The sequence below is a fragment of the Pseudoalteromonas sp. RB2-MNA-CIBAN-0110 genome, assembly GCF_040309305.1.
In the GTDB taxonomy this organism is placed as follows: domain Bacteria; phylum Pseudomonadota; class Gammaproteobacteria; order Enterobacterales; family Alteromonadaceae; genus Pseudoalteromonas; species Pseudoalteromonas arctica.
In genome coordinates this window covers 176,878-198,671 of the sequence record NZ_JBEOOQ010000001.1, presented here as the reverse complement: position 1 = coordinate 198,671, position 21,794 = coordinate 176,878, and the positions used below count along the sequence as shown (strand labels likewise).

The 21,794-nt window shown below is 39.8% G+C and carries 15 protein-coding genes; 13 read left to right on the top strand and 2 right to left on the bottom strand.

The genetic code is table 11. The annotated features are described in order from the left end of the window. Positions 1-219 precede the first annotated feature (219 nt). Positions 220-1,638: a coniferyl aldehyde dehydrogenase gene (locus AAEY68_RS00845; RefSeq protein WP_024593160.1), complete on the top strand. Its 1,419-nt coding sequence runs from the start codon at positions 220-222 to the stop codon at positions 1,636-1,638. 130 nt (positions 1,639-1,768) lie between these two features. Here the strand turns inward: AAEY68_RS00845 and AAEY68_RS00840 are convergent, their stop codons facing one another. Beyond that, positions 1,769-2,494, bottom strand: coding sequence for a tetratricopeptide repeat protein (locus AAEY68_RS00840; RefSeq protein WP_007582012.1), 726 nt, complete (start codon positions 2,492-2,494; stop codon positions 1,769-1,771). A gap of 688 nt (positions 2,495-3,182) precedes the next feature. Here AAEY68_RS00840 and AAEY68_RS00835 point away from each other — a divergent pair. The 7 genes from AAEY68_RS00835 to AAEY68_RS00805 all read left to right on the top strand — a co-directional run bounded on the left by AAEY68_RS00835 (position 3,183) and on the right by AAEY68_RS00805 (position 11,104). Next, on the top strand, positions 3,183-4,046 hold the full coding sequence (locus AAEY68_RS00835) for a DUF6279 family lipoprotein (protein WP_024593161.1): 864 nt from the start codon (positions 3,183-3,185) through the stop codon (positions 4,044-4,046). Between the two features lie 85 nt (positions 4,047-4,131). Beyond that, positions 4,132-5,160: an XdhC family protein gene (locus AAEY68_RS00830; protein ID WP_024593162.1), complete on the top strand. Its 1,029-nt coding sequence runs from the start codon at positions 4,132-4,134 to the stop codon at positions 5,158-5,160. After that, positions 5,154-5,747, top strand: a complete 594-nt coding sequence (locus AAEY68_RS00825) for a nucleotidyltransferase family protein (RefSeq protein WP_024593163.1) — start codon at positions 5,154-5,156, stop codon at positions 5,745-5,747. Before AAEY68_RS00830 ends, AAEY68_RS00825 begins: the two co-directional genes overlap by 7 nt. Positions 5,748-5,946: 199 nt before the next feature. Next, a complete protein-coding gene (locus AAEY68_RS00820; protein WP_007582016.1) occupies positions 5,947-6,435 on the top strand; it encodes a (2Fe-2S)-binding protein in 489 nt (162 codons plus the stop codon). A gap of 12 nt (positions 6,436-6,447) precedes the next feature. Continuing rightward, entirely contained in the window at positions 6,448-8,739 is a 2,292-nt protein-coding gene (locus AAEY68_RS00815) for a xanthine dehydrogenase family protein molybdopterin-binding subunit (protein ID WP_024593164.1), read from the top strand. A 186-nt stretch (positions 8,740-8,925) separates the two neighbouring features. Continuing rightward, on the top strand, positions 8,926-9,897 hold the full coding sequence (gene moaA, locus AAEY68_RS00810; RefSeq protein WP_024593165.1) for a GTP 3',8-cyclase MoaA: 972 nt from the start codon (positions 8,926-8,928) through the stop codon (positions 9,895-9,897). 169 nt (positions 9,898-10,066) lie between these two features. Further along, positions 10,067-11,104 carry a GGDEF domain-containing protein gene (locus AAEY68_RS00805; RefSeq protein ID WP_350585348.1) on the top strand — a complete coding sequence of 346 codons (1,038 nt, stop codon included), beginning with the start codon at positions 10,067-10,069 and terminating at the stop codon, positions 11,102-11,104. Positions 11,105-11,114: 10 nt separating this feature from the next. Here the strand turns inward: AAEY68_RS00805 and AAEY68_RS00800 are convergent, their stop codons facing one another. Further along, positions 11,115-12,053: a LysR family transcriptional regulator gene (locus tag AAEY68_RS00800; RefSeq protein ID WP_350585347.1), complete on the bottom strand. Its 939-nt coding sequence runs from the start codon at positions 12,051-12,053 to the stop codon at positions 11,115-11,117. 119 nt (positions 12,054-12,172) lie between these two features. Here AAEY68_RS00800 and AAEY68_RS00795 point away from each other — a divergent pair, with 119 nt between their 5' ends. From AAEY68_RS00795 to AAEY68_RS00775, 5 genes are all read left to right on the top strand, one after another. Beyond that, the gene (locus AAEY68_RS00795; protein WP_350585346.1) at positions 12,173-13,342 is read left to right on the top strand and encodes an efflux RND transporter periplasmic adaptor subunit; all 1,170 of its coding nucleotides are present in this window, start codon (positions 12,173-12,175) and stop codon (positions 13,340-13,342) included. Between the two features lie 9 nt (positions 13,343-13,351). Next, positions 13,352-16,504 carry an efflux RND transporter permease subunit gene (locus AAEY68_RS00790; protein WP_007582022.1) on the top strand — a complete coding sequence of 1,051 codons (3,153 nt, stop codon included), beginning with the start codon at positions 13,352-13,354 and terminating at the stop codon, positions 16,502-16,504. Continuing rightward, positions 16,497-17,909: a TolC family protein gene (locus AAEY68_RS00785; protein ID WP_101217022.1), complete on the top strand. Its 1,413-nt coding sequence runs from the start codon at positions 16,497-16,499 to the stop codon at positions 17,907-17,909. Before AAEY68_RS00790 ends, AAEY68_RS00785 begins: the two co-directional genes overlap by 8 nt. A 10-nt stretch (positions 17,910-17,919) precedes the next feature. Next, positions 17,920-18,948, top strand: coding sequence for a zinc-binding dehydrogenase (locus AAEY68_RS00780; RefSeq protein ID WP_197188520.1), 1,029 nt, complete (start codon positions 17,920-17,922; stop codon positions 18,946-18,948). 339 nt (positions 18,949-19,287) lie between these two features. After that, entirely contained in the window at positions 19,288-21,543 is a 2,256-nt protein-coding gene (locus AAEY68_RS00775; protein WP_024592148.1) for an acyl-CoA dehydrogenase, read from the top strand. Positions 21,544-21,794: the final 251 nt, after the last annotated feature.

Here is a 21,794-nt window from a genome sequence, read left to right as displayed (position 1 = left end):
GTAGTTTTGTTTAAAGTTATAACTTAAAGCAAAGCTACTCTTTATATCTAATCTATTTCAGTTAAATTCACGCCATTAGTGTTCAAAAGAGTTGCTTAGGGTAGATTTACCCTTAAAAACTCAAGTTATATATTACGCTTTCAAGCAAATTAGTGTTATTGCTCGAAAAACAGAACAAGGTTATAGTCTGCGGTAACTTTAAAAATTGAGTAATCTATTTTGAGCACCGACACATCACAGGCAATGCCTTTAATTCCTCAATTTGATGAATTGCAAAAAAGCTTTCTCGAAACACCTTACTTGCCAATTGATAAACGTCTCGTTTTATTAAAAAAACTCCGTGTACGTATTGTTGAACTTGAGCAAGAGCTAGTGGATGCTGCTTCAAAAGACTTTGGTTACAGAACCGCTTTCGATACTCTACTTGGCGATATATTACCTACGGTTCAAACACTCGCGCACATTATCAAAAAGCTACCAAAATGGGCAAAGCCAAGTAATCGCTCTGTGGGTTTAAGTTTGTGGCCTTCAAAAGTCAGTGTTAATTACCAGCCCAAGGGTGTAGTCGGTATTATTGCACCGTGGAATTACCCAATTCAGCTAGCGTTAGTACCTGTGCTTACCGCCATAGCTGCCGGTAATAGAGTCATGCTCAAATTAAGCGAGTTTACACCTCACACAAACGTCGTTATCGAAAAAATATTTAAAGACGACATGCAAACGCATTGCAAAATAATACAAGGCGGTAGCGACGTAGCCGCGCAGTTTTCATCTCTCCCATTTGCTCATTTATTATTTACGGGCTCAACGGCCGTAGGTAAATTAGTAATGGCTTCGGCTAGTCGTAATTTAACACCCGTAACGCTTGAGCTCGGTGGTAAATCGCCAGTTATTATTACTCAAAATGCCGATATTAAAAAAGCGGCGCAAGCTTTACTATTTGGCAAGATGGCCAACGCAGGGCAAATATGTGTAGCACCCGATTACGTATTTGTACCCAAAGCGCTTGAGCATCAACTTATTCAGCAGTTATGTGAGCTATATAAAAAGCATTTTAAAGAGGGTGTTGAAGGTAAAAACTTAACCTCTATTATTAGTGATGCACACTATCAACGTTTAGCAAGTTACTTAGAGCAAGCACAAGAGCTTGGCGCAAGCATCATCAAGCCACTTGAACAAAATCAACAAGATGCAGAAAAGCATCGTATGGGGCTTCATATCGTTACTCAAGTTACTGACGACATGCAGCTTATGCAAGACGAGTTGTTTGGTCCAATATTACCAATAATGAGTTATGAAAAGCTCGACACTGTAATTGATTACATTAAAGCACATCATCACCCGTTAGCGCTTTATATTTTAGGGCAAGATAAGCACGCTCAAGAATATATTATGAAGCAAACAATCAGTGGCACTGTGGCGATAAACGATACGTTAGTGCAAGTAACTGCTGACGATGCCCCTTTCGGTGGTGTAGGGCATTCAGGAATGGGGCATTATCATGGCATAGAAGGGTTTTTAACGTTTAGCCATGCTAAAAACACGTTAGTATCGGGCTCGTTTAATCCTCGTATTGTTATGCTGCTAAAACAAAGCAAACTTCTTATTAAGCTACTAAAGTGGCTTTACATAAAATAAGAGTATGTTGATTTTGTAAAGTTGAATAGATTTTGAACTTGCTAAATCAAGATATTAAAAAGGCTGAATTACGTTATGTAATTCAGCCTTTTTAGATTAGTTTCAAACTAAGGTCTTAAACTCTTAAACTTTAAAATAAGCGACCTTCGCCAGCATAAGTACCCACTTGTATTTTTGCATAAATGGCATCGGCCTTTTCTTTAGCTTCTTCAATTTCTTTAGGCAGCATTTTACGCTCATCAAGTTTGCGGCTATGACTCGCTTGCATATTGCCGTTGTACTCAGCGATAGTATTCCAAATGTATGACTTTTCTAAATCTTTTGGCATACCTAGCCCTTCAAAATACATGAGGGCTAAATTGAATTGTGCTAAAGAGTAATTGTTTGCAGCTGCTTTTTCGTACCAGTTGCGTGCCGCTTCATAATCTCGCGTAACGCCCACGCCATTGGAATACATTACACCTAAATTAAACTGAGCTGCAGGCAGGTTTTTATTGGCTGCTTTTTCAAATAAGGTAACAGCCATTTGGTGATCAAGCTTTACGCCTTTACCTTCGTCGTATAAAACAGCTAACGCAAACATTGAATCCGGATGGTTCTTTTTAACGCCTTGTTGATAAAGCGCAGCTGCTTTGCGGTAATCGCGTGTTACACCGTATCCACCTTCGTATAATTTAGCTAGTTCGTAAATTCCTGGTGCAAAACCTTTATCGGCAAGGTATTGAAACTCTTTTAGGGCGACTGCAAATTCACCTTCGTTAGCTGCTCTTATGCCATCTTCTAATGTTGCATGAGCGAAAGGGCTGGCAAGTAAAACGCCAGCAAGAACGAGTGCTTTCAAATTAAACTGTGACATATTAATGTCTCCAATTAGTAATAGTTACGATAGGTTTTAGGGCCAGTATATCTTGCCGCGATTAAATAGCGCCTAAATAGAACAAGTTTTAATCCCGAAAGGTAAACAGACTTTAGTTAAATGCTAAATTATTAAATTTTTGCACTATTTGCGCATTTTAAACGTTTAATACTCAATGCATTTAAGCAGAGACTAAATCGGTTATTATAAATAGATGCAAAAAAGGGTGTCTACTGTTATGTTTTACGCCAGCTTTAGCGCAAACGCAAGGCGATACCTTATCAGATCGTGCGTATAAAATGTAAATAATAGCGCGGTGGACTTTTAAGGTAAGTAAACGAGTTTAAGAAGTGTAAGATACAGATTTTATAGAAAATTTAAAGAAATAAAAAAAGCCCGTTAGGGCTTTTTTGAGTCATATTAACCGTCACTAATATGAGCAATGTAGCAAGTAAATGTGATATTTGATGTTATTACTTGGGTCGAGTAAGTAATAACACGAAGCGGCACGCTCTTCTTTTAATGTGTCAGCATCCTTGCTGAATATTCTTCCGTAGGCACTGAGGTCGTTATACTGTGTTTGTGCGAACGATTATCAGTTAGATCTAAATGCAAGTCAATGCTTAAATGATAATTATTATCAAATAAGTTTTGAAGCTTTGCCACAATCTAAATAATAGAGAAGGTTATGCTTAATAATTTCAAAGCAAAAAAACTAAAACAGATATGCCTTGCTGTAAGTATGTTGTTTTTATGTAGTTGTTCGGCATCTTTTACTTACAATAATTTGAGTTGGCTTTCATCGTTTTGGGTTGACGATTATGTTGATTTAAATAAAAAGCAAAATACACAGCTAAAAAACATAATTACAACAACACAAAATTGGCACCGAACTACCCAGTTACCCGCCTACAGACAAGACATACAAAATATAAAAGTATTGTTTAACCAAACATTGGAGGCTAAACAATTAAAAACACAGGTTGTGCTTGCAAAACAACATTGGCAGAACCTACTTGGGTACGCAAAACTGCCTTTAGCTGAGCTTGGAGCAACCTTATCAAGTGAGCAAAGAGGTGAGCTTTTAAACAATATCCAAATAAAAATTAACGACGAACGCGAAGAGTTTAACGAACAAACCCCGCTTGAGCGAAAAAGTGAGCGTTTGGAAGAGCAATTTGAATACTACGAGCAGTGGATAGGCAAGCTTAATAAACAACAAAAAGCGCTGATTAAATCAACTAATGAACAACATCGAGACTCAGGAGCGCTGTGGTTAGAGTACAAGAAAAACCGTTTGAATGCAGCCAAACAGGTATTTACAAATGCTGAAATTACAAAAAAAGAATTTATAAATCAGTTAAGTACAGTTATTGAAGAGCGCGAACTTTATATGAGCGACGCACTATTGAAAAGCAATGAAGCAAACTTAAATTTATATATAAATTTACTCTACGAATTAAACCTAACTCTAAATGATAAACAACGCCAAAGCGTTAATGATCAATTTGATGAGTTAATTGAGACCTTAAACGATATAATAGAAAACTAAATTGTGCGTGAATTATTAAGTTTTAAATTAGCTGTTTAGGCTGGTTTGTTTTTAAACGCAAAAAATGCTTTTTAAAGGGCAATATATGGTTACAGATTTAAAAAGTATCTTAAACACTTGGTATCTCAATAGGGATAACCAAGAATGGGTTTTAGCTACTTTGTACAAAATTGAAGGCTCTAGCTACAGAAAACTAGGGGCTATGATGCTTATTTCGAGCCTAGGCGAGCGCTTGGGGATGCTTTCGGGAGGCTGTTTAGAAGCTGACATACAGCGCCACGCTAAACAAGTAATGAGTACTTTAACCAGTAAAACCATTAGTTATGATGCCACCGATGAAGACGATTTAACATTTCAACTTGGCATTGGTTGTGGGGGCATAGTACACATTTTACTGCAGCCCATTCACAAAGCTAATGACTATTTACAGCTAGAGCTTGTATCTAAAGCACTTAATGAGAATAAACCAGGGCGATACCTTCAACAAGTAAGCCCCATTTTGCCAGCCGGTAGTGGTGTATTTACGCAAAATGATGAGTTACATGGTTTATCAATGAACCGCAAAGCGCAGTTGGTAGAATTACAAGGCGCTACGTGCTTGCAAACTTCTATTTATCCGCCGCCTCATTTATTAATAGTGGGTGGTGGGGCCGATGCAGTTCCGGTTTATAAATTTGCCAAACAACTTGGTTGGAGTGTAACTGTATGGGATACACGCGCTGCCAATGCAAAAAGGCAATATTTTAAAAATGCAGATGCTATTTTGCGCATCACACCGAGTGAGTTAAAAGAATATTGCATAACTAATAAAGTAGATGCTGCTATTTTAATGGCTCACAGCGTTGAACTTGACGCCAGTACGTTGGCTCAATTTAAAGATGTTCCGTTTAAATACATAGGGTTATTGGGTCCTAAGCACAGACGTGAACAAGTTTTAGAGCACGCAAATACGCGTGTTTCACAAATAAAGTCTCCTGTTTTTGGGCCTGTCGGTTTAAATTTAGGCGGCGACTCGCCAGAGAGTATTGCACTATCGCTGATCAGTGAAATACATGCAGTGCTGTGTGACAAAAACGCCCAATCGCTAAGCCATTGGGGGCAAGAGGCGTGCTAATTGCAAAAGTTGTTTTAGCCGCAGGTCAATCATCTCGCTTTAACGGCTGTAAATTAACGGCTGATATCGGGTTTGGCAAAACAATGATTGAGCATGCAGTAAATACACTTCAAGAACTTGATGACACACCTGTATATGTAGTTACCGGGGCATGGCATAAAGAAGTATCACAAGCACTGGCAGGTTATAAAAACATAGAGCTCATTGAGAACAAGCAATGGAGCCAAGGTTTAGGTAATTCAATCGCGATAGCTTCTCAAACAGTGTTTAAAAATAAGTCCTTTGATGGGATTTTATTTATGCTCGCGGATCAGGTTGAGCTAAAAGTAGCGCACTTAAGTGAGCTAGTTACTGGTTTTACACGTAATCCATCGCGCTGGTGCGCAAACTATGGCGAGCGTTTAGGTGTACCCGCTATATTCCCAGTGGTTGATTTATCTCAGCTTGCAAGCTTAACTTCAGATAGAGGTGCACAGCAATTACTGCGCTCCAGCAGTGAGGTCGTCAATACAATTAGTTTACGTAGTGCGAGTTTAGACATAGATACTCAAAAGCAGCTAAGTAATTTTATAGCTAAAAATGAGTGAAAAAATAGTAGTAGGGCAAAATAAGTTTTAGCTGCGCTAACGCTTTAGTGCAGTGGTTATGGTATTTAGCTGTTAATGTAGCTGATGCGGTAACTATATGTGTTATGGATTAGTAGTTACAACAATCTTAACTGTTATAACCCGTGTTTAAATTAAATAATTTAAACACGGGTTATAAAGCTTAATCAAGGGGCAAGCTATGGTGACGTTTACAATTAATGGCAAGGTGGTTGAATCACACGCAAGTGAAGATACACCATTGTTATGGGTTATTCGCGATGAAATTGGATTAAAAGGTACGAAGTTTGGTTGCGGTATTGCAATGTGTGGTGCGTGTACGGTGCATTTAGATGGGCAAGCAACTCGCTCATGTGTTTTACCAATTGGCGCAATTGCAGGAAAAAACATTACCACAATTGAAGGACTTAATAACGAACACCCACTTCAAAAAGCATGGGTTGAAGAGCAAGTACCACAGTGCGGTTACTGTCAGTCGGGACAAATAATGCAAGCTGCTACATTACTGGCAGCTAATCCAAGTCCTTCAGATGAAGAAATAGTAAGCCATATGAATGGTAACTACTGTCGCTGTATGGCTTATAAACGTATTAAAACTGCTATTCAACGCGCTGCAGATGAGTCACAAAGTGTAGTAAATATATTTGATCCAAATGCACAAGACGCTTAACTGGAGCCGATAATGAAAAAATTATTTCAAAAAAATAGCGAAACCGTTAATTTAAATCGTCGCTCGTTTATGATTGGCACTGCTAGCGCAGGTTTAGTCATGGCGTTTGCCCCTGCGTTATTTTCGGGTTCGGTCAGTGCAAAAGAATCAATTGCGCAACAGGCTTTCTCACCCACCATTTGGTGGACTATGAGCACCGACGGCGCCGTAGAAGTAAGTATTGCAAAAGCTGAAATGGGTCAACATATTGGTACTGCTCTTGCGCGCATTGTGGCTGATGAGCTTGAATGTGATTGGGATAAAGTATCAATTACCTACGTAGATACCCATGAAAAATGGGGCTTTATGGTAACGGGTGGTTCGTGGTCTGTATTTCAAAGCTTTAAGCCATTATCTCAAGCCGGCGCTGCGGGTCGAATTGCATTAATAGAAGCTGGAGCTAAAATGCTCGGCGTGCCTGCAGATAAATGTCGTGCTGAAAAGGGCTATATTATTGCAGGCGAAAAATCGGTTAGTTACGCTGACATAGTTAAAAAAGGCGAGTTTAATCGTACATTTACCAGCGATGAAGTTGCAAACCTTCCACTAAAACCTGCTAATAAACGTCATTTAACTGGGCTTAAACAAGACTTTAAAGCGCTTGATATACCAGCCAAAACAAATGGCACCGCAGTATACGGGATAGATGTAGAAGTTGAAGGCATGCTGTACGCGCGACCAGTTATTCCACCAACCCGTTATGGCAGTACAGTAACAAACGTTGACGATAGTGCAGCAAAAGCAATTAAAGGTTACAAAGGCTATGAAATTTTAAATGACCCTAGTAACACAGTGCAAGGCTGGGTTGTTGTATTAGCTGATAGTTACCCAAGTGCCATTAAAGCAGTAGATGCTTTAAAGGTGAGTTATAAAAAGGGTGAGTCAGCAAATATATCTGAAGCTGATATTCAAAAAGAAGGTAAGCGATTATGCGAGCAACGCGACTCGGGCACTTTGTTTGTTGATGAAGGCGATATAAAGAAAACCCAAGCAGACGCCAGTGAGTCGTTAGAATCAATGTATACCACAGCGACAGCAAGTCATTATCAGCTAGAGCCATTAAATGCGGTTGCAGAATTTAAAGACGGAAATTGGATTATTCATACTGGTAACCAATGGCAGTCACTTACGTTACCTGCGCTTGCTAAAGCACTCGAAATAGAACAAAACAAAGTAATTATTCGTCCTTACTATTTAGGTGGTGGTTTTGGTCGTCGATTATTTGGTGATTGGACTGTACCTGCAGCTCTAACCGCAAAAGCAGTAGGTAAACCAGTAAAGCTGGTATTTACACGAGCAGACGATAGTTTATTCGATCAGTCTCGTTCTGCATCTGCTGCAAAAATGACAGCGTCGTTTGATAAAAATGGTACATTTACTGGTTTAGAGCATGCATTTGCTGCAGGTTGGCCTACTAAAGCAATGGCACCAGGGTTTTTATCACCGGGTGTTGATGGCAAAGGTAAATTTGATGCATTTTCGGCATCAGGCGCTGATCATTGGTACAGCATGAGCAGTCATCGTGCCCGCGCTATTAATAACGAAGTTGCACAAAGCACCTTTACTCCTGGTTGGTTACGTTCAGTAGGGCCTGGCTGGATTGCATGGAGCCTTGAGTCGTTTATTGATGAAATTGCCCATAAGCAAGGTAAAGATCCAGTTCAATTTAGAATTGAAATGTTAGACGGTAAAGGCAAGCAAGCGGGTAAAGCACCTGAGAGCGTTGGCGGAGCACTGCGCTTACGTAATGTGCTTAAAACGGTGTCTGATAAAGTAGCTTCTGTTAAATTAGCAAAAGATGAAGGCATTGGTTTTTCTGTAAGTTCAGGGCAAGAGCGTACCATGCCAGCATGGCTTGCAACCGCAGCGCATGTTCATGTTAACCGTGATAGTGGTAAAATAACGCTCAAAAAGCTCTATGTTGTTGTAGATGCTGGCTTAATAGTTCACCCAGATGGCGCACTGGCGCAAATTGAAGGGTCGTTACTATGGGGCAGCAGCCTTGCATTGCATGAATCAAATACGTATAAAGATGGGCAAGTATCAGCGACTAACTTTAATACTTATTTACCGCTAAGAATGCAAGATGTGCCAGATATTGACATTGAATTTTTACAAAGCGATGAGTTTCCAGTTGGTTTAGGCGAACCTGGCGTTATAGGGGTTGCTCCTGCGATTGGTAATGCTGTATTTAATGCAGTAGGCGTGCGTTTACGTGACCTACCAATGAAGCCAAGCGAACTTAAAAAAGGCTTAGAAGCGTAAAACAAAAATAACTAAAGGGGTATGCTTTATGCTGCCCCTTTAAGTTATTAAATATATTTATGTAATTATTATTTATGTATCAATAAGTAGTGTTGTTTATACCAATTTTCTTAATTAAATGATTAAGTATTATTGCAAATTGGTATTAGGTTGTTATTACTTGTTGATATTAGTTAAGGTTTATTTATGCTAATCGACCCAACAGGGCGAGAGTTTAGTTACTTACGTTTGTCTATTACTGATGTATGTAATTTTAAGTGTGTTTATTGTTTACCAGATGGTTATCAGGGCGGGCCAGACCGTGGCTTTCTCACAATTGATGAAATTAGCAACACGCTTAAAGCGTTTGCACACCATGGTATCGAAAAAGTAAGGATCACCGGCGGAGAGCCAACCCTTAGAAAAGATTTTATAGATGTTGTTCGCGCGGCAAAAGATGTCGCGGGCATAAAAAAAATTGCAATGACTACCAATGGTTTTTCCCTTCATAAGAATATTCATGACTGGGTAGATGCAGGCTTAAACGCCATTAATGTAAGCATTGATAGTTTAGATTCGCGCATGTTTAACACCATTACTGGGCATGACAAATTTACCTCAGTAATGAAAGGTATTGATACTGCGCTTGAAACGGGTATTGATTCGGTAAAAATAAATAGCGTGTTGATGAAGCAATACAACGCAAAAGAGTTTGATACATTTTTAAATTGGGTTAAACACCGTCCCGTTACCATCCGCTTTATAGAATTGATGCAAACAAACGACAACAAAGCCTTTTTTGATGCTAACCATGTTTCTGGGCAAGTTTTAAAAACTCAGTTATTACAAACGGGTTGGCAGCAAGTTGCGCGTAGTGCATCAGCAGGTCCTGCTCAAGAGTTTGCTCATCCTGATTATCAAGGCAGAATTGGTTTGATCATGCCTTACAGCAACGACTTTTGTAGTACCTGTAATCGATTAAGGGTTACAGCTAAAGGAAATCTGCACTTGTGTCTGTTTTCTGAAGAGGGTATTTCGCTAAGAGAATATATGAACGACAGTTCAAACAGTGAATTAATGGCATTGTTATCTCGTTATATTAAAACCAAAAAGCCAACTCACCTTTTACACCAAGGTAATACTGGTATTACTACTAATTTATCCATGTTAGGTGGCTAGTTGTTAAAGGCACTTAGTGATACTAAAGCATCAAACGTGTTTCTAAAATACACTACATTATCCCTAAAATGTAAATAACTAGTTGTATCTACATGGTTTTATATCAACAAGGCTTGTTAAATTGTATTTTCACGTTAAACTTACTTTTTATTTTTATTAAGTGATTAGAATGGATATCGCTGCTCTTAATAGCACTAAATCATTAAGAAAGGACGTTCTGAGAGGGATGTGTCTTTGTTTTGGTTTTTTATCGGTAGGATTTGCGGGATTTAATTTAACCGTAAATAACTTTCCATTGCTTGGCTACATCGAAATCTGTTTTTCTATTTATTGTATATTTACTTATATTTCACTTATACGCCGTCCACTACAGTTTTGGCAATCCTTAATAATGTGTGTACTTATAACGTTAATTGTTATTTTAGGTACATCCTTAGCATCGCCTCGTAATGGTGTATTTGTATGGTCATTTGCATTACCTATTTTGTACTACCTGTTATTAGGTAAACAATATGGTGTAATTTTCTCTGCAAATTTATTAGTTATCCAAGTGTTTATTTTAGGGAGTAAGTCTACACTTGCCCCCTTTGAAACTTTTAACTTATCCCTTAATCTACTCTGTGCTTATTTAAGTATTTGGGCGATTTCTCATGTTTTTGAAGGGAGCCGCTCACATTTTTCAAAGCGCCTTAAAAATTTAGCGTTACTTGATCCGTTAACGGGTGCAGGTAATCGCCTTTCAATGAACCACTATTTTGAAGTTGAACTACAAGATAAGTCACAGTTATATTTGTTTTTACTCGATTTAGACTTTTTTAAGCAGATAAATGATGGGCATGGCCATGGTGTCGGTGACCAAGTACTTATCGAAGTGGCCACTTTACTAAGAGTTGTGCTTGGTAGAGGGTATGTATTTAGAGTAGGCGGTGAAGAGTTTGCTTTATTTAGCTCTTTTGCAAATGAAGAGGCTGCACTTAATACCGCTGAACAAATAAGAGCACGCTTTGAAAATACCACATTTGACATTGACGGCCTTGCAATTAATGTTACAACCAGTATTGGTGTTGCAAAATTTAAAAGTACTAATTCATTGGAAAGCTTTGTAAACCAAGCAGATAAACAGTTATATAAAGCAAAACAATTTGGCCGCAATAAAGTGTATTGTAAGTTTAAAAAAGAACATGACTACGAAACGGTAGTTGCTTAAGCAGGGTTACTTAATACATTTTCTCAAAATTGGGGATCCCGTTTTCCCAAATCGGTTTATCTTTTCCTAAATGCTCGCGTACAGCATCAAAAAACAACCGGGTCCTCACTGGTAAATCTCGGTGCGGATATACGGCATACATCGCACTAAACTCCATCAGTTTTACATCGGTCAATAAAGGCACTAGCTTACCTTGTATTATTTCATCACCAATAATAAATGCAGGGGCGACAAAGTAAGTTGTACCCGATAATGTTTTCATTAACAATGACTCGGCATCATTAGCACGAAACACACTTTTTATTTTTTGCTCGCAGCGTTCACCCTTACTATCGTAATAATCTATTGTTTCTACTCGAATAGAATTACTGGCATAGCTTGCTGCTGGTAATTGCGCTAACTCTTCGATTGTTTTTGGCATACCGTAAGTTTCAATAAACTGCGGTGCAGCTAAAATTAATAATCGGTTACGCGCAATTTTACGTGCAATAAGTGACGAATCTTTAGGCTCACCTACACGAAAAGCCAAATCAAATCCTTCAGAGACTATATCTACTAACCTATCGTCTAAACGCAGTTCAACTTCTACTTGAGGAAAGCGTTTTTGAAAATCATTAAGTACAGGTTGTAAATAACGACGACCAATAAGTGTTGATGAAGTGATTTTTAATACGCCACGCGGTTCTAAATGGTAGTTTTCAGCCATGCGTACGGTTTCGCCGAGCAGCTCTCTAAGCTCAGCGGCTTTTTTGATCATTTCGGCACCCGCCGCTGTAAGCGAAAATGAACGCGTGGTTCGGTTAAGTAACCTAACGCCTAACTCATCCTCTAAACGGCTAATTTGTTTAGATATAACAGAGCGATCTATGTTGCGTATTTCTGCAGCTTTAGCAAAAGAGCCTTGCTCAACCACTTCAAGTAACATTAAAAGTCGACTTGTTGTATCCATTATTACACCTTAACTAATCTATTGATGCCATTTTGGCATTAATGAATTTAAAAATCTATGGTTTTTACACACGGGTTTAATCCGTATTATGCGAGGCTAATCAACAATGGAGCGTCTTCATGAACAAACATCTAATTGCTGCTGCACTTACTGCGGCATCTTTAACACTTGCGGGTTGTGCTGATGAGAGCACAGCTCAATCAGCACCTGCACAGCAACTTCAACCAATTGATGTAGCACAGGTGCTTGTTAAGCCGGTACAAAGCTGGCACACATATACAACTCGTTTAGAGTCTCCACAAGAAGTTGCTTTAATGCCGCGTGTATCGGGAATCATCGATAGCATTGAATTTAAAGAAGGCGACGTGGTTAAGCAAGGCGATGTTTTATTTCAATTAGATGATCGCCCATTTGCAGCGGTTGTTGCAAGTTTAAAAGCACAAATCAATAGCGCAGAAGCCGCACTTGAACAAGCTAAAAGTGAAGACAAACGTGCGGTACGCTTATTAGACCGTAAGGCAATCTCAACTGAGCAAGCACAAGCGCGTACTTCAACACTGCGCCAACGCGAAGCACAGCTTTCTGCACTGCAAGCACAACTTACTTCAGCAGAGCTTGATTTAGAGTTTACATCAGTAGTATCACCAATTGATGGCATTATTTCTCGCGCAAATATTACTAAAGGTAATAACATACTTGCGGGTCAAAGCGTATTAACGTCAATTGTTTCAAACCAATCTATGTATGCTTATTTTGATGTTGATGAACGTACATGGAATAGCTCCTTTAATGATGTTACTGCTGCGAGCCACCAAACTGTTGTAATGCAAAAAGTGGGTCAAAGCGATTTTGCATACAAAGGCTATATTAACTTTATTGATAACCAAATTAATTCATCAACGGGCACATTACGTGTACGTGCAGTATTTAATGAAGACAGTAACCAATTACGCGCAGGCTCGTTTGCACGTATTAAGCTTGCAGCCAACTCTATTAGCGACGCGATTATTATCCCAGAACGTGCAATTGGTACCGACTTAAAAAATCGTTTTGTATTAACGGTTGGCGAAAACAACGTACTTGAATACAAACTTATCACTACTGGTGAGCGTTACGGTGCATTACGTGCGGTTACATCGGGCCTTAACGAAGGTGATGTTATTGCTGTAAATGGCCCAGCTCGCGTAGGCCCTGGTATGCCAATCTCTCCGCAAACAGTAACAATTGATACAAGTGGTGTGGCATTTACATTGTTAAATGACAACGCACAACTTGTGGCTAAGCACTAAGGTTTATTGATGAAATTTTCGCATTTCTTTATACAGCGCCCAATATTTGCGGCCATGCTGTCATTGGTTATTTTAATTGCTGGTGGTATATCACTATTCCAATTACCAGTAAGTGAATACCCAGAAGTAGTTCCTCCAACTGTTGTTGTTACTGCCAACTACCCAGGTGCTAACCCTACCGTTATTGCGCAAACAGTGGCAACACCGCTGGAGCAAGAAATTAACGGCACTGAAAACATGCTATATATGTTTTCGCAAGGTACCAGTGATGGCCGCATGACACTAACGGTAACCTTTGCGTTAGGTACCGATTTAGACCGTGCTCAAGTACAAGTACAAAACCGTGTAAACAGCGCACTTCCGCGTTTGCCAGAAGAAGTACAACGTTTAGGTGTTGTAGCCGAAAAATCATCACCAGATTTAACCATGGTAGTGCATTTATATTCACCTGAAAAAACGCACGACACAGCGTACTTATCTAACTATGCCGATTTAAACATTAAAGATGAAATTGCGCGTTTACCTGGAGTAGGTGATATTCGTATGTTTGGTGCTGGCAAATACTCAATGCGAGTATGGCTAAACCCAGATGCACTTGCTGCACGCGAATTAACAGCAACAGATGTAGTAACAGCACTTCGCTCGCAAAACCAGCAAGTTGCTGCAGGTAGCTTAGGCGCGCAACCAATTTCAAACGACAGTCAATTTCAAATATTGTTAAACGTTAAAGGTCGTTTAAACAGTATTGAAGAATTTGAACAAGTTATTATTAAAGTAGGCGACGAAGGTCAGTTAACGCGTTTATCTGATATAGCCCGTGTTGATTTAGGCCAAGACACTTACGCACTGCGTGCAGAGCTTGATAACCAACCAGCTCTTGCAATGCCAATATTCCAACGCCCAGGTTCAAACGCTATTGAGCTTTCCGATCAAGTACGCGAAACAATGGCGCGCTTATCTAAAGATTTTCCTACTGGTGTTGAATACGACATTGTGTACGACCCTACGGTATTTGTTCGCGGCTCAATTGACGCGGTAATTGCAACGTTGCTTGAAGCAATTGTGCTGGTAGTTATTGTTGTTATTGTATTTTTACAAACCTGGCGTGCATCAATTATTCCGCTAATTGCTGTGCCTATTTCGCTCATTGGTACGTTTGCCGTAATGCAGTGGTTAGGTGTCTCAATTAATACCTTGTCGTTGTTTGGTTTAGTATTGGCCATAGGTATTGTTGTAGATGATGCGATTGTAGTTGTTGAAAACGTAGAGCGTAATATTGAAAAAGGCTTATCGCCACTTGAAGCAACCCGCGTTGCAATGAGTGAAGTAACAGGCCCTATTATTGCCATTGCGCTAGTACTAAGTGCTGTATTTATTCCTACTGCGTTTATTACCGGTTTATCAGGTCAGTTTTATAAGCAATTTGCACTTACAATTACAATTTCGACGATTATCTCAGCGTTTAACTCATTAACGTTATCGCCTGCACTTGCTGCATTGTTATTAAAATCGCATGATGCAAAACCAGATGCGTTCACGCGTTTACTTAATAAATTGTTTGGTCGTTGGTTGTTTAAACCATTTAACCGCGTATTTAATCGTGGTGCTAAAGGTTACGAAAAGCTGGTACAAAAACTAATTCGTATGACCGTTGTTGTAATGGTGGCTTACATTGCACTTGTTGGCGGCACAATTAAGTTATTTGATACCGTACCAGGTGGCTTTATTCCACAGCAAGATAAACAGTATTTAGTGGCTATTGCGCAGTTACCTGACGCATCAAGCCTTGATCGTACTGAAGATGTACTTGCTCAAATGCAGCAAATTGCACTAGAAGTACCAGGCGTTGCACATACTGTTGCTTTTCCTGGCTTATCAGTGAACGGTTTTACGAATAGCCCTAACAGCGGCATTGTATTTACACCACTTGAAAGCTTTGATAAACGTACCGACCCAAGCCAATCAGCGATGGCGATAGCGGCGCAGTTGAATAAACGTTTTGCCGCCATTGATGAGGCATTTGTAGCGGTATTTCCACCGCCGCCAATTCAAGGTTTAGGGACTACCGGTGGTTTTAAACTGCAAATAGAAGACAGAGCTAATAAAGGATTTGAAGCACTATTTAATAGTCTGCAAGCCGTAATTACTAAAGCGCAACAAGACCCTGCATTAATGGGCCTGTACTCAAGTTTCCGTATCCAAGTTCCACAAATGGATATTGATATTGACCGTGAGCAAGCGCTTATTCAAGGTATTCCACTTGATGAAGTATTTAATGCACTGCAAATTTACTTAGGCTCTGTGTACGTAAATGACTTTAATATGTTTGGCCGTACGTACCAAGTAAATGCACAGGCTGATGCTGACTACCGCTTAGACCCTGATCAAATACTTAATTTAAAAGTACGTAACCGCTCAGGTAATATGGTGCCACTAGGCTCTGTATTAACAGTAACACCAACAATTGGTCCTGACCGTGTTATGCATTACAACGGTTACCCAAGTGCAGAGCTAAATGGTAGCCCAGCGCCAGGTTATAGTTCTGATCAAGCACAAGTTGCTATTGAAAAAGTACTTGCAGACACACTACCAACAGGTATTGAATATGAGTGGACTGAAGTAACGTACCAACAAGTACTTGCCGGTAACACCATGGTTTATGTATTCCCGTTAGTTGTATTACTTGTATTTATGGTACTTGCAGCGCAGTACGAGAGCTTACGTTTACCACTGGCAATTATATTAATTGTACCAATGACTATTTTCTCAGCCTTGTTAGGTGTGTGGTTTGTCGGCTCTGACAACAACATATTCACCCAAATAGCGTTAATAGTTCTGGTCGCGTTGGCCTCTAAAAATGCAATATTGATGGTTGAGTTTGCAAAAGATAGACACGACTCAGGCTTATCGCACTTAGAGGCAATACTTGAGGCATGTCGTATGCGCTTGCGCCCAATATTAATGACCTCAATTGCATTTACAGCAGGTGTTGTACCGTTAGTACTTGCCACCGGTGCGGGCGCCGAAATGCGACACGCAATGGGTAACGCAGTATTCTCAGGGATGATAGGTGTAACCGTGTTTGGCCTATTGTTTACGCCGGTATTTTATATGTTAGTGACTAACAAAAAAGAGAAAGCGCAGGAGAATACTCATGACTAAATTAATGCAAAAAAGACTTAAAACAAGTCTGACTGCCAGTGCAGTATTAGTCGCTGCGTTTTTAGCCGGGTGTGCGAGTAAAATTGACACCATGAGTGAGCAAAAAGCCGTTAACGAATTTGTTGCCAAAGCTAATATTGCTAGTAACGTTAGCGTTGCTGATGAAACAAACTGGTGGAAAAAGCTTAATTCTGATCAACTAAATGAGCTTGTTACTGGTGCGCTTGCAAATAACTATAATTTGCAAACAAGCCAGCTAACACTTAAAAGTGCATTAGCGCGACTAGGAGAGCAAAAAGCCCAATACCTACCGCAAGGTGGCGTAAATGTTGGCGCAGCTCGAAGCGATGCACCAAGCGTGTTTGACCGCCAATCAAGTGCAAACGTTGCACTTGATTGGCAGCTAGATTTATTTGGTCGCATAACAGCGTTGGTTGATGCTGCAAATGCATCGGCCATGAGCCAAGCAGAGCAAGTACGCTTATTACAAATTGAAGTAGTTTCGTCAGTTGTTAAAGGCTTTGTAAGTTATCAAGGTAATGTTGAAAAACAACACATTGTTACACTTCAAATTGAAGCGCTTGAGCAAAGTATTGACGTTCTTCAAGCCCGTGTTGACGAAGGCGTAGCAAACGAGCTTGATTTAAACCGTACGATGGCGCAGCTTAGGCAGCAACAAGCATTAATGCCTGCTATTGAGTATGCAAAATACAGCGATTTATCTGCTCTTGCAGTACTAAGCGGTAAGTTAGCGCAAAATATTGCTATTGAAAACGAGCAAGGCGTGCTTGAACGTGACTTTAGCGTAGCACTAAAAAACGCTAATAATGCCATTGCCTTACGTCCAGATATTAGCCGTGCACTGTTTGACTTTAGCCAAGCAAATAGTTTAAGCGTTGCAGCTAGTAAAGCGTTATTACCCGATATTAGCTTATCTGCATTTGCAGGGGTTGTGAGTATAGATAGCACAGGCTTAAAAAATACCGACCAACAGTGGCAAGTAGCGCCGCAGTTGCAATGGTCGTTATTAAGCTACCCAGCATTATTAGCACAGCGCGACGCGCAGCAGTTTTTAAGTGAAGCCGCTTACAGCGATTATCAACAAGTAGTATTAACTGCACTAAGTGAAAGTGAACTTTCACTGCAATTGTTGGTCAATCAAGCACAGCAAAAACGCTTTGCCGATGAGCGCTATGACTTTGCTAATAAAGCATTTTTACAAGCACAAGCAATGTACGAAGAAGGTCAAATTCCTTACCTTGAGTTGTTAGATGCGCGCCAGGATGTTTTAATAGCACAAGAAAATGCTGTTGAAACAACAATTTCTTCACTGCTTGCCAAAGTAAATGCTTACCAGTCATTTAATGGCCAATGGAGTTATGCGTTAAACGACACTAATAAGTAGAGTTATATTGATGCCAAATACTGAAAATTTACATGAATACATTATCCCGCAAACAATGCGCGCTATTGTACTGCCAGAACCAAATGAAGCAATTGACTTAGCGGATGCTGAGCTGCCTGTTCCTATTTGTGCAGATAACGAGCTGCTTGTAAAAGTAGAGTACGTTGGTTTAAATCCAGTTGATGGTCAATTTGCTAAAACAGGCTTTTGTAAATGGCAGTATCCACACATTTTAGGCTTAGATGCCGTAGGTGTTGTGGTTAAAGCTAATAAAGGTGTGTTTCCAAATGTTGGCCAGCGCGTTATGTGGCATGCCAACATTGGTGAGCAAGGTGCTTTGAGCGAATACACCAAGGTACCTAACTTTGCAGTGTCGGTTGTGCCAAGCGGTTTAAATGCGGCCATTGCAGCAACACTTCCATGCGCCGGTATGGCAGCACTTATTAGCTTAGATAAAATAGGCATTAGTGAAGGCGATACTATTTTTATTGAAGGCGGAGCCGGAGCGGTAGGTCAGTTTGCTATTCAATATGCAAAACAGCGCGGTGCAGACGTATTTACCACAGCATCAAAGCGTAATCATAAGTTGGTTAAGCAGTTAGGCGCTGATGTGGTTTTTGACTATAGCGATAAAAAGCTATGCGAAAAAATCCGCAGAGAACTTGGCCCACAAGGCTTTGATGCGGTTATTGATACGATTGGTGGTGAGTGTACTCAGCGCAATATTGAGTTAATGCGTTTTTGCGGACGTATTGCCTGCTTAAATCCGCTACCTTGTTTTGATCAAGACTTAATGTATCACCGAGCGCCCAATATTAGCGTTGTATCGATTGGTGGTGCATGGCTTGCTAATAGTTTATGTGCACAACAACGTTTGAGTTTTATGGGCAACCTGTTACTTGAAGGAGCTGTTAGTGGCGATATTAAACACCCAGAAATAACGCCCGTAGATTTTAGTGCTGAGTCAGTATCGCAAGCACTTAATAAACAACTTGCTGGTGGTTTTACCGGCAAGCAAGTTGTTAAAGTTGCTAAGTGAAGCGCTTATACAATTCGATTTAAATTTAGGTAGTTTTAGCTAGATTAACTGATAATGTAGCCTCTACAAATTGAATAAAAACGTAGCCTATTTGTGCTGCGTTTTTTTATGCCCATCAAAAAATAGATACAGCGCTAGAGCTTTTGCTGTTTTATTCATCATTTTAGTTAAAATACTTTTTTTCAGCGTACAACTGTAAGCCTTTGTGTTTCAACAGTTTACGTTCAGGTAAAGAAAATAAATTGAAAAAACTGTTAATTAATTGAATAGAGTAATTGATCTAAACGATTTTTTATGACGTAATGTAGTTATTATTTAGCTGGTCGGATGAGTTCAATCATGAGTTTACGTACAAAACTAAAAAAAGTATTACCAAGTATTTCTATCACAGAACAAGAAGCGCTAGACGCGGGTGATGTATGGCTTGAAGGTTCTATCTACCAAGGTAAACCTGATTTCAGTGCACTTCGCGACGTACCTGCTGCTACATTAAGCGCAGACGAGCAAGCATTCTTAGACGGTCCAGTAAAAGAACTACTGGGCATGATTGACGATTCAGTGATTCAAAACGGCATTCATTTACCAAATGACATCTTAGAATTTTTGAAAAAAGAGCGTTTTTTCTCGCTTATCATTCCTAAGTCATTTGGTGGTTTAGAGTTTAGCCCTTATGCAAACTCTACTATTGTTGGCACAATTGCGACTAAAAGCTCAGCAGTTGCGGTAACCGTAATGGTTCCTAACTCGTTAGGCCCAGGTGAATTATTACTTCACTTTGGTACGCAAGAGCAACAAGCACATTACTTACCACGCCTAGCAAATGGTACAGACATTCCATGTTTTGCATTAACAAGCCCAGAAGCGGGTTCTGATGCAGGTGGCATTCCAGACATTGGTACAGTTACTAAAGGCATGTATAAAGGCGAAGAAGTACTTGGCCTTGAGATCACATGGGACAAGCGCTACATAACGCTTGCACCTATTGCTACCGTACTTGGTTTAGCTTTTAAAGTAATGGACCCTGATGGTTTATTAGGTGGTAAAGAAAGCTTAGGTATTACCTGTGCACTTATTCCAAAAGAGCACCCAGGTGTAGAGCTTGGTAATCGTCACGACCCAATGGGTATTCGTTTTTACAACGGTACTACACGTGGTAACAAAGTATTTGTACCAATGGATTTTGTTATTGGTGGACAGAAAAATATCGGCCGTGGTTGGCAAATGCTGGTTAGCTGTTTAGGTGCTGGCCGTGGTATTTCATTACCTGCGCTAGGTGTTAGTACAGCACAAGTTGCATTTAAATCAGCATCTGAATACGCAGCAGTGCGTGAACAGTTTGGTTTAGCCATTGGCCAGTTTGAAGGTATTCAAGAAAAACTAGCTGACATTGCAGGTAAAACATACCTACAAGAAGCAATGCGCGTACTTACAACTGAAGGCTTAGGCATGGGCTTAAAACCATCAGTAGTAACTGCAATCGCTAAATACCACATGACAGAGCTTGGTCGCGACGTGCTTGATTCAGCAATGGATATTCAAGCGGGTAAAGCGATTCAAAATGGTCCACAAAATACATTAGCAAGTGGTTATGTTGCTCAGCCGATTGCCATTACGGTAGAAGGCGCGAACATTCTTACACGTAACCTGATGATATTTGGTCAAGGTGTTATGCGTTGTCACCCATATTTACAATCTATGGTTGAGTCAATTCACAGCGAAGACAAAGGCGCAGATAAAGAATTTAACGGCATTTTGCGTAAAACAATTGGTTACAGCACAGCAAACAGCTTACGTGCTTTCCGCCTGGGGGTTTTACCATTTACAGCAAGTGCTAATTCTGAATTACCAGAAGTACGCGACTATGAAAAAGCAGTACATAAATTATCTGCAAAACTTGCAGTGTACGCAGACTTTTCGTTACTTGTACTTGGCGGTAAGTTAAAACAAGCAGAAATGCTATCGGCACGTTTAGGCGATGTAATGAGCTTCTTATATGCAGCTATGGCATCAATTAAATACTACGAGCAAAAAGTATCAAGTAGTGACCGTGAGCAAGCAGCGCCGTATTTCCATTACGCGACTCGTTTTGCACTACAAAGTGCTGAAGAAGCATTGCATAAGTTTTTAGATAACTTCCCTGCAAGTGGTACACGTAAGTTTATTCGTTTCATTACAATGAACTACTCAACTAAAATGCCAAAAATTAGCGATGATTTAATCCGCGAACTAGCTAAGCAAGCTCAGCTAGATACCGCATTTAAAGCGCAAATTACGCATTTAGTTAAACCAGTAGTAGGCGATGGTCATCATATTAATGAGCAAGCTTACAAAGCTAAAATGGCATCACTTGGCGAGCTGGCTAAAGTTAAAAAAGCACTACGTGCTAAAGTAATTAAACCAGGTATACGCTTTAACATCACGCTTGATAACGCACTAGCGGCAAACGTAATCACGCAAGCTGAACACGTTCAGTTAATTGATTACAACATCAAACGTGAAAAAGCGATTCGTGTAGATGAGTTCGATTTTGATATGAATCTACTAGACGATAACGCACAGCCGATTAATCCGCTTAAAAGTGTAGTTAATCAGTAATTTAAAGTAATTAAATTCAATGATGCAAAGCGCCTGCAGTATCGGCGCTTTTATTTTTGAGTAAATAATTAGTGTGGAGCCTCGTTTGTGTAAAAACAAGCGGGGCTTTTTTGTGTTTTTTAAATATCAGTTTTCAATAATATTTATTCAACTTTTGAGATTATTCTTGATATCAACTACGGTGGCTTTTCCTGATTTATGGTTGAATAAGATCTGGAGGAAAATCAATTGTCGAAGACAATAATATAACG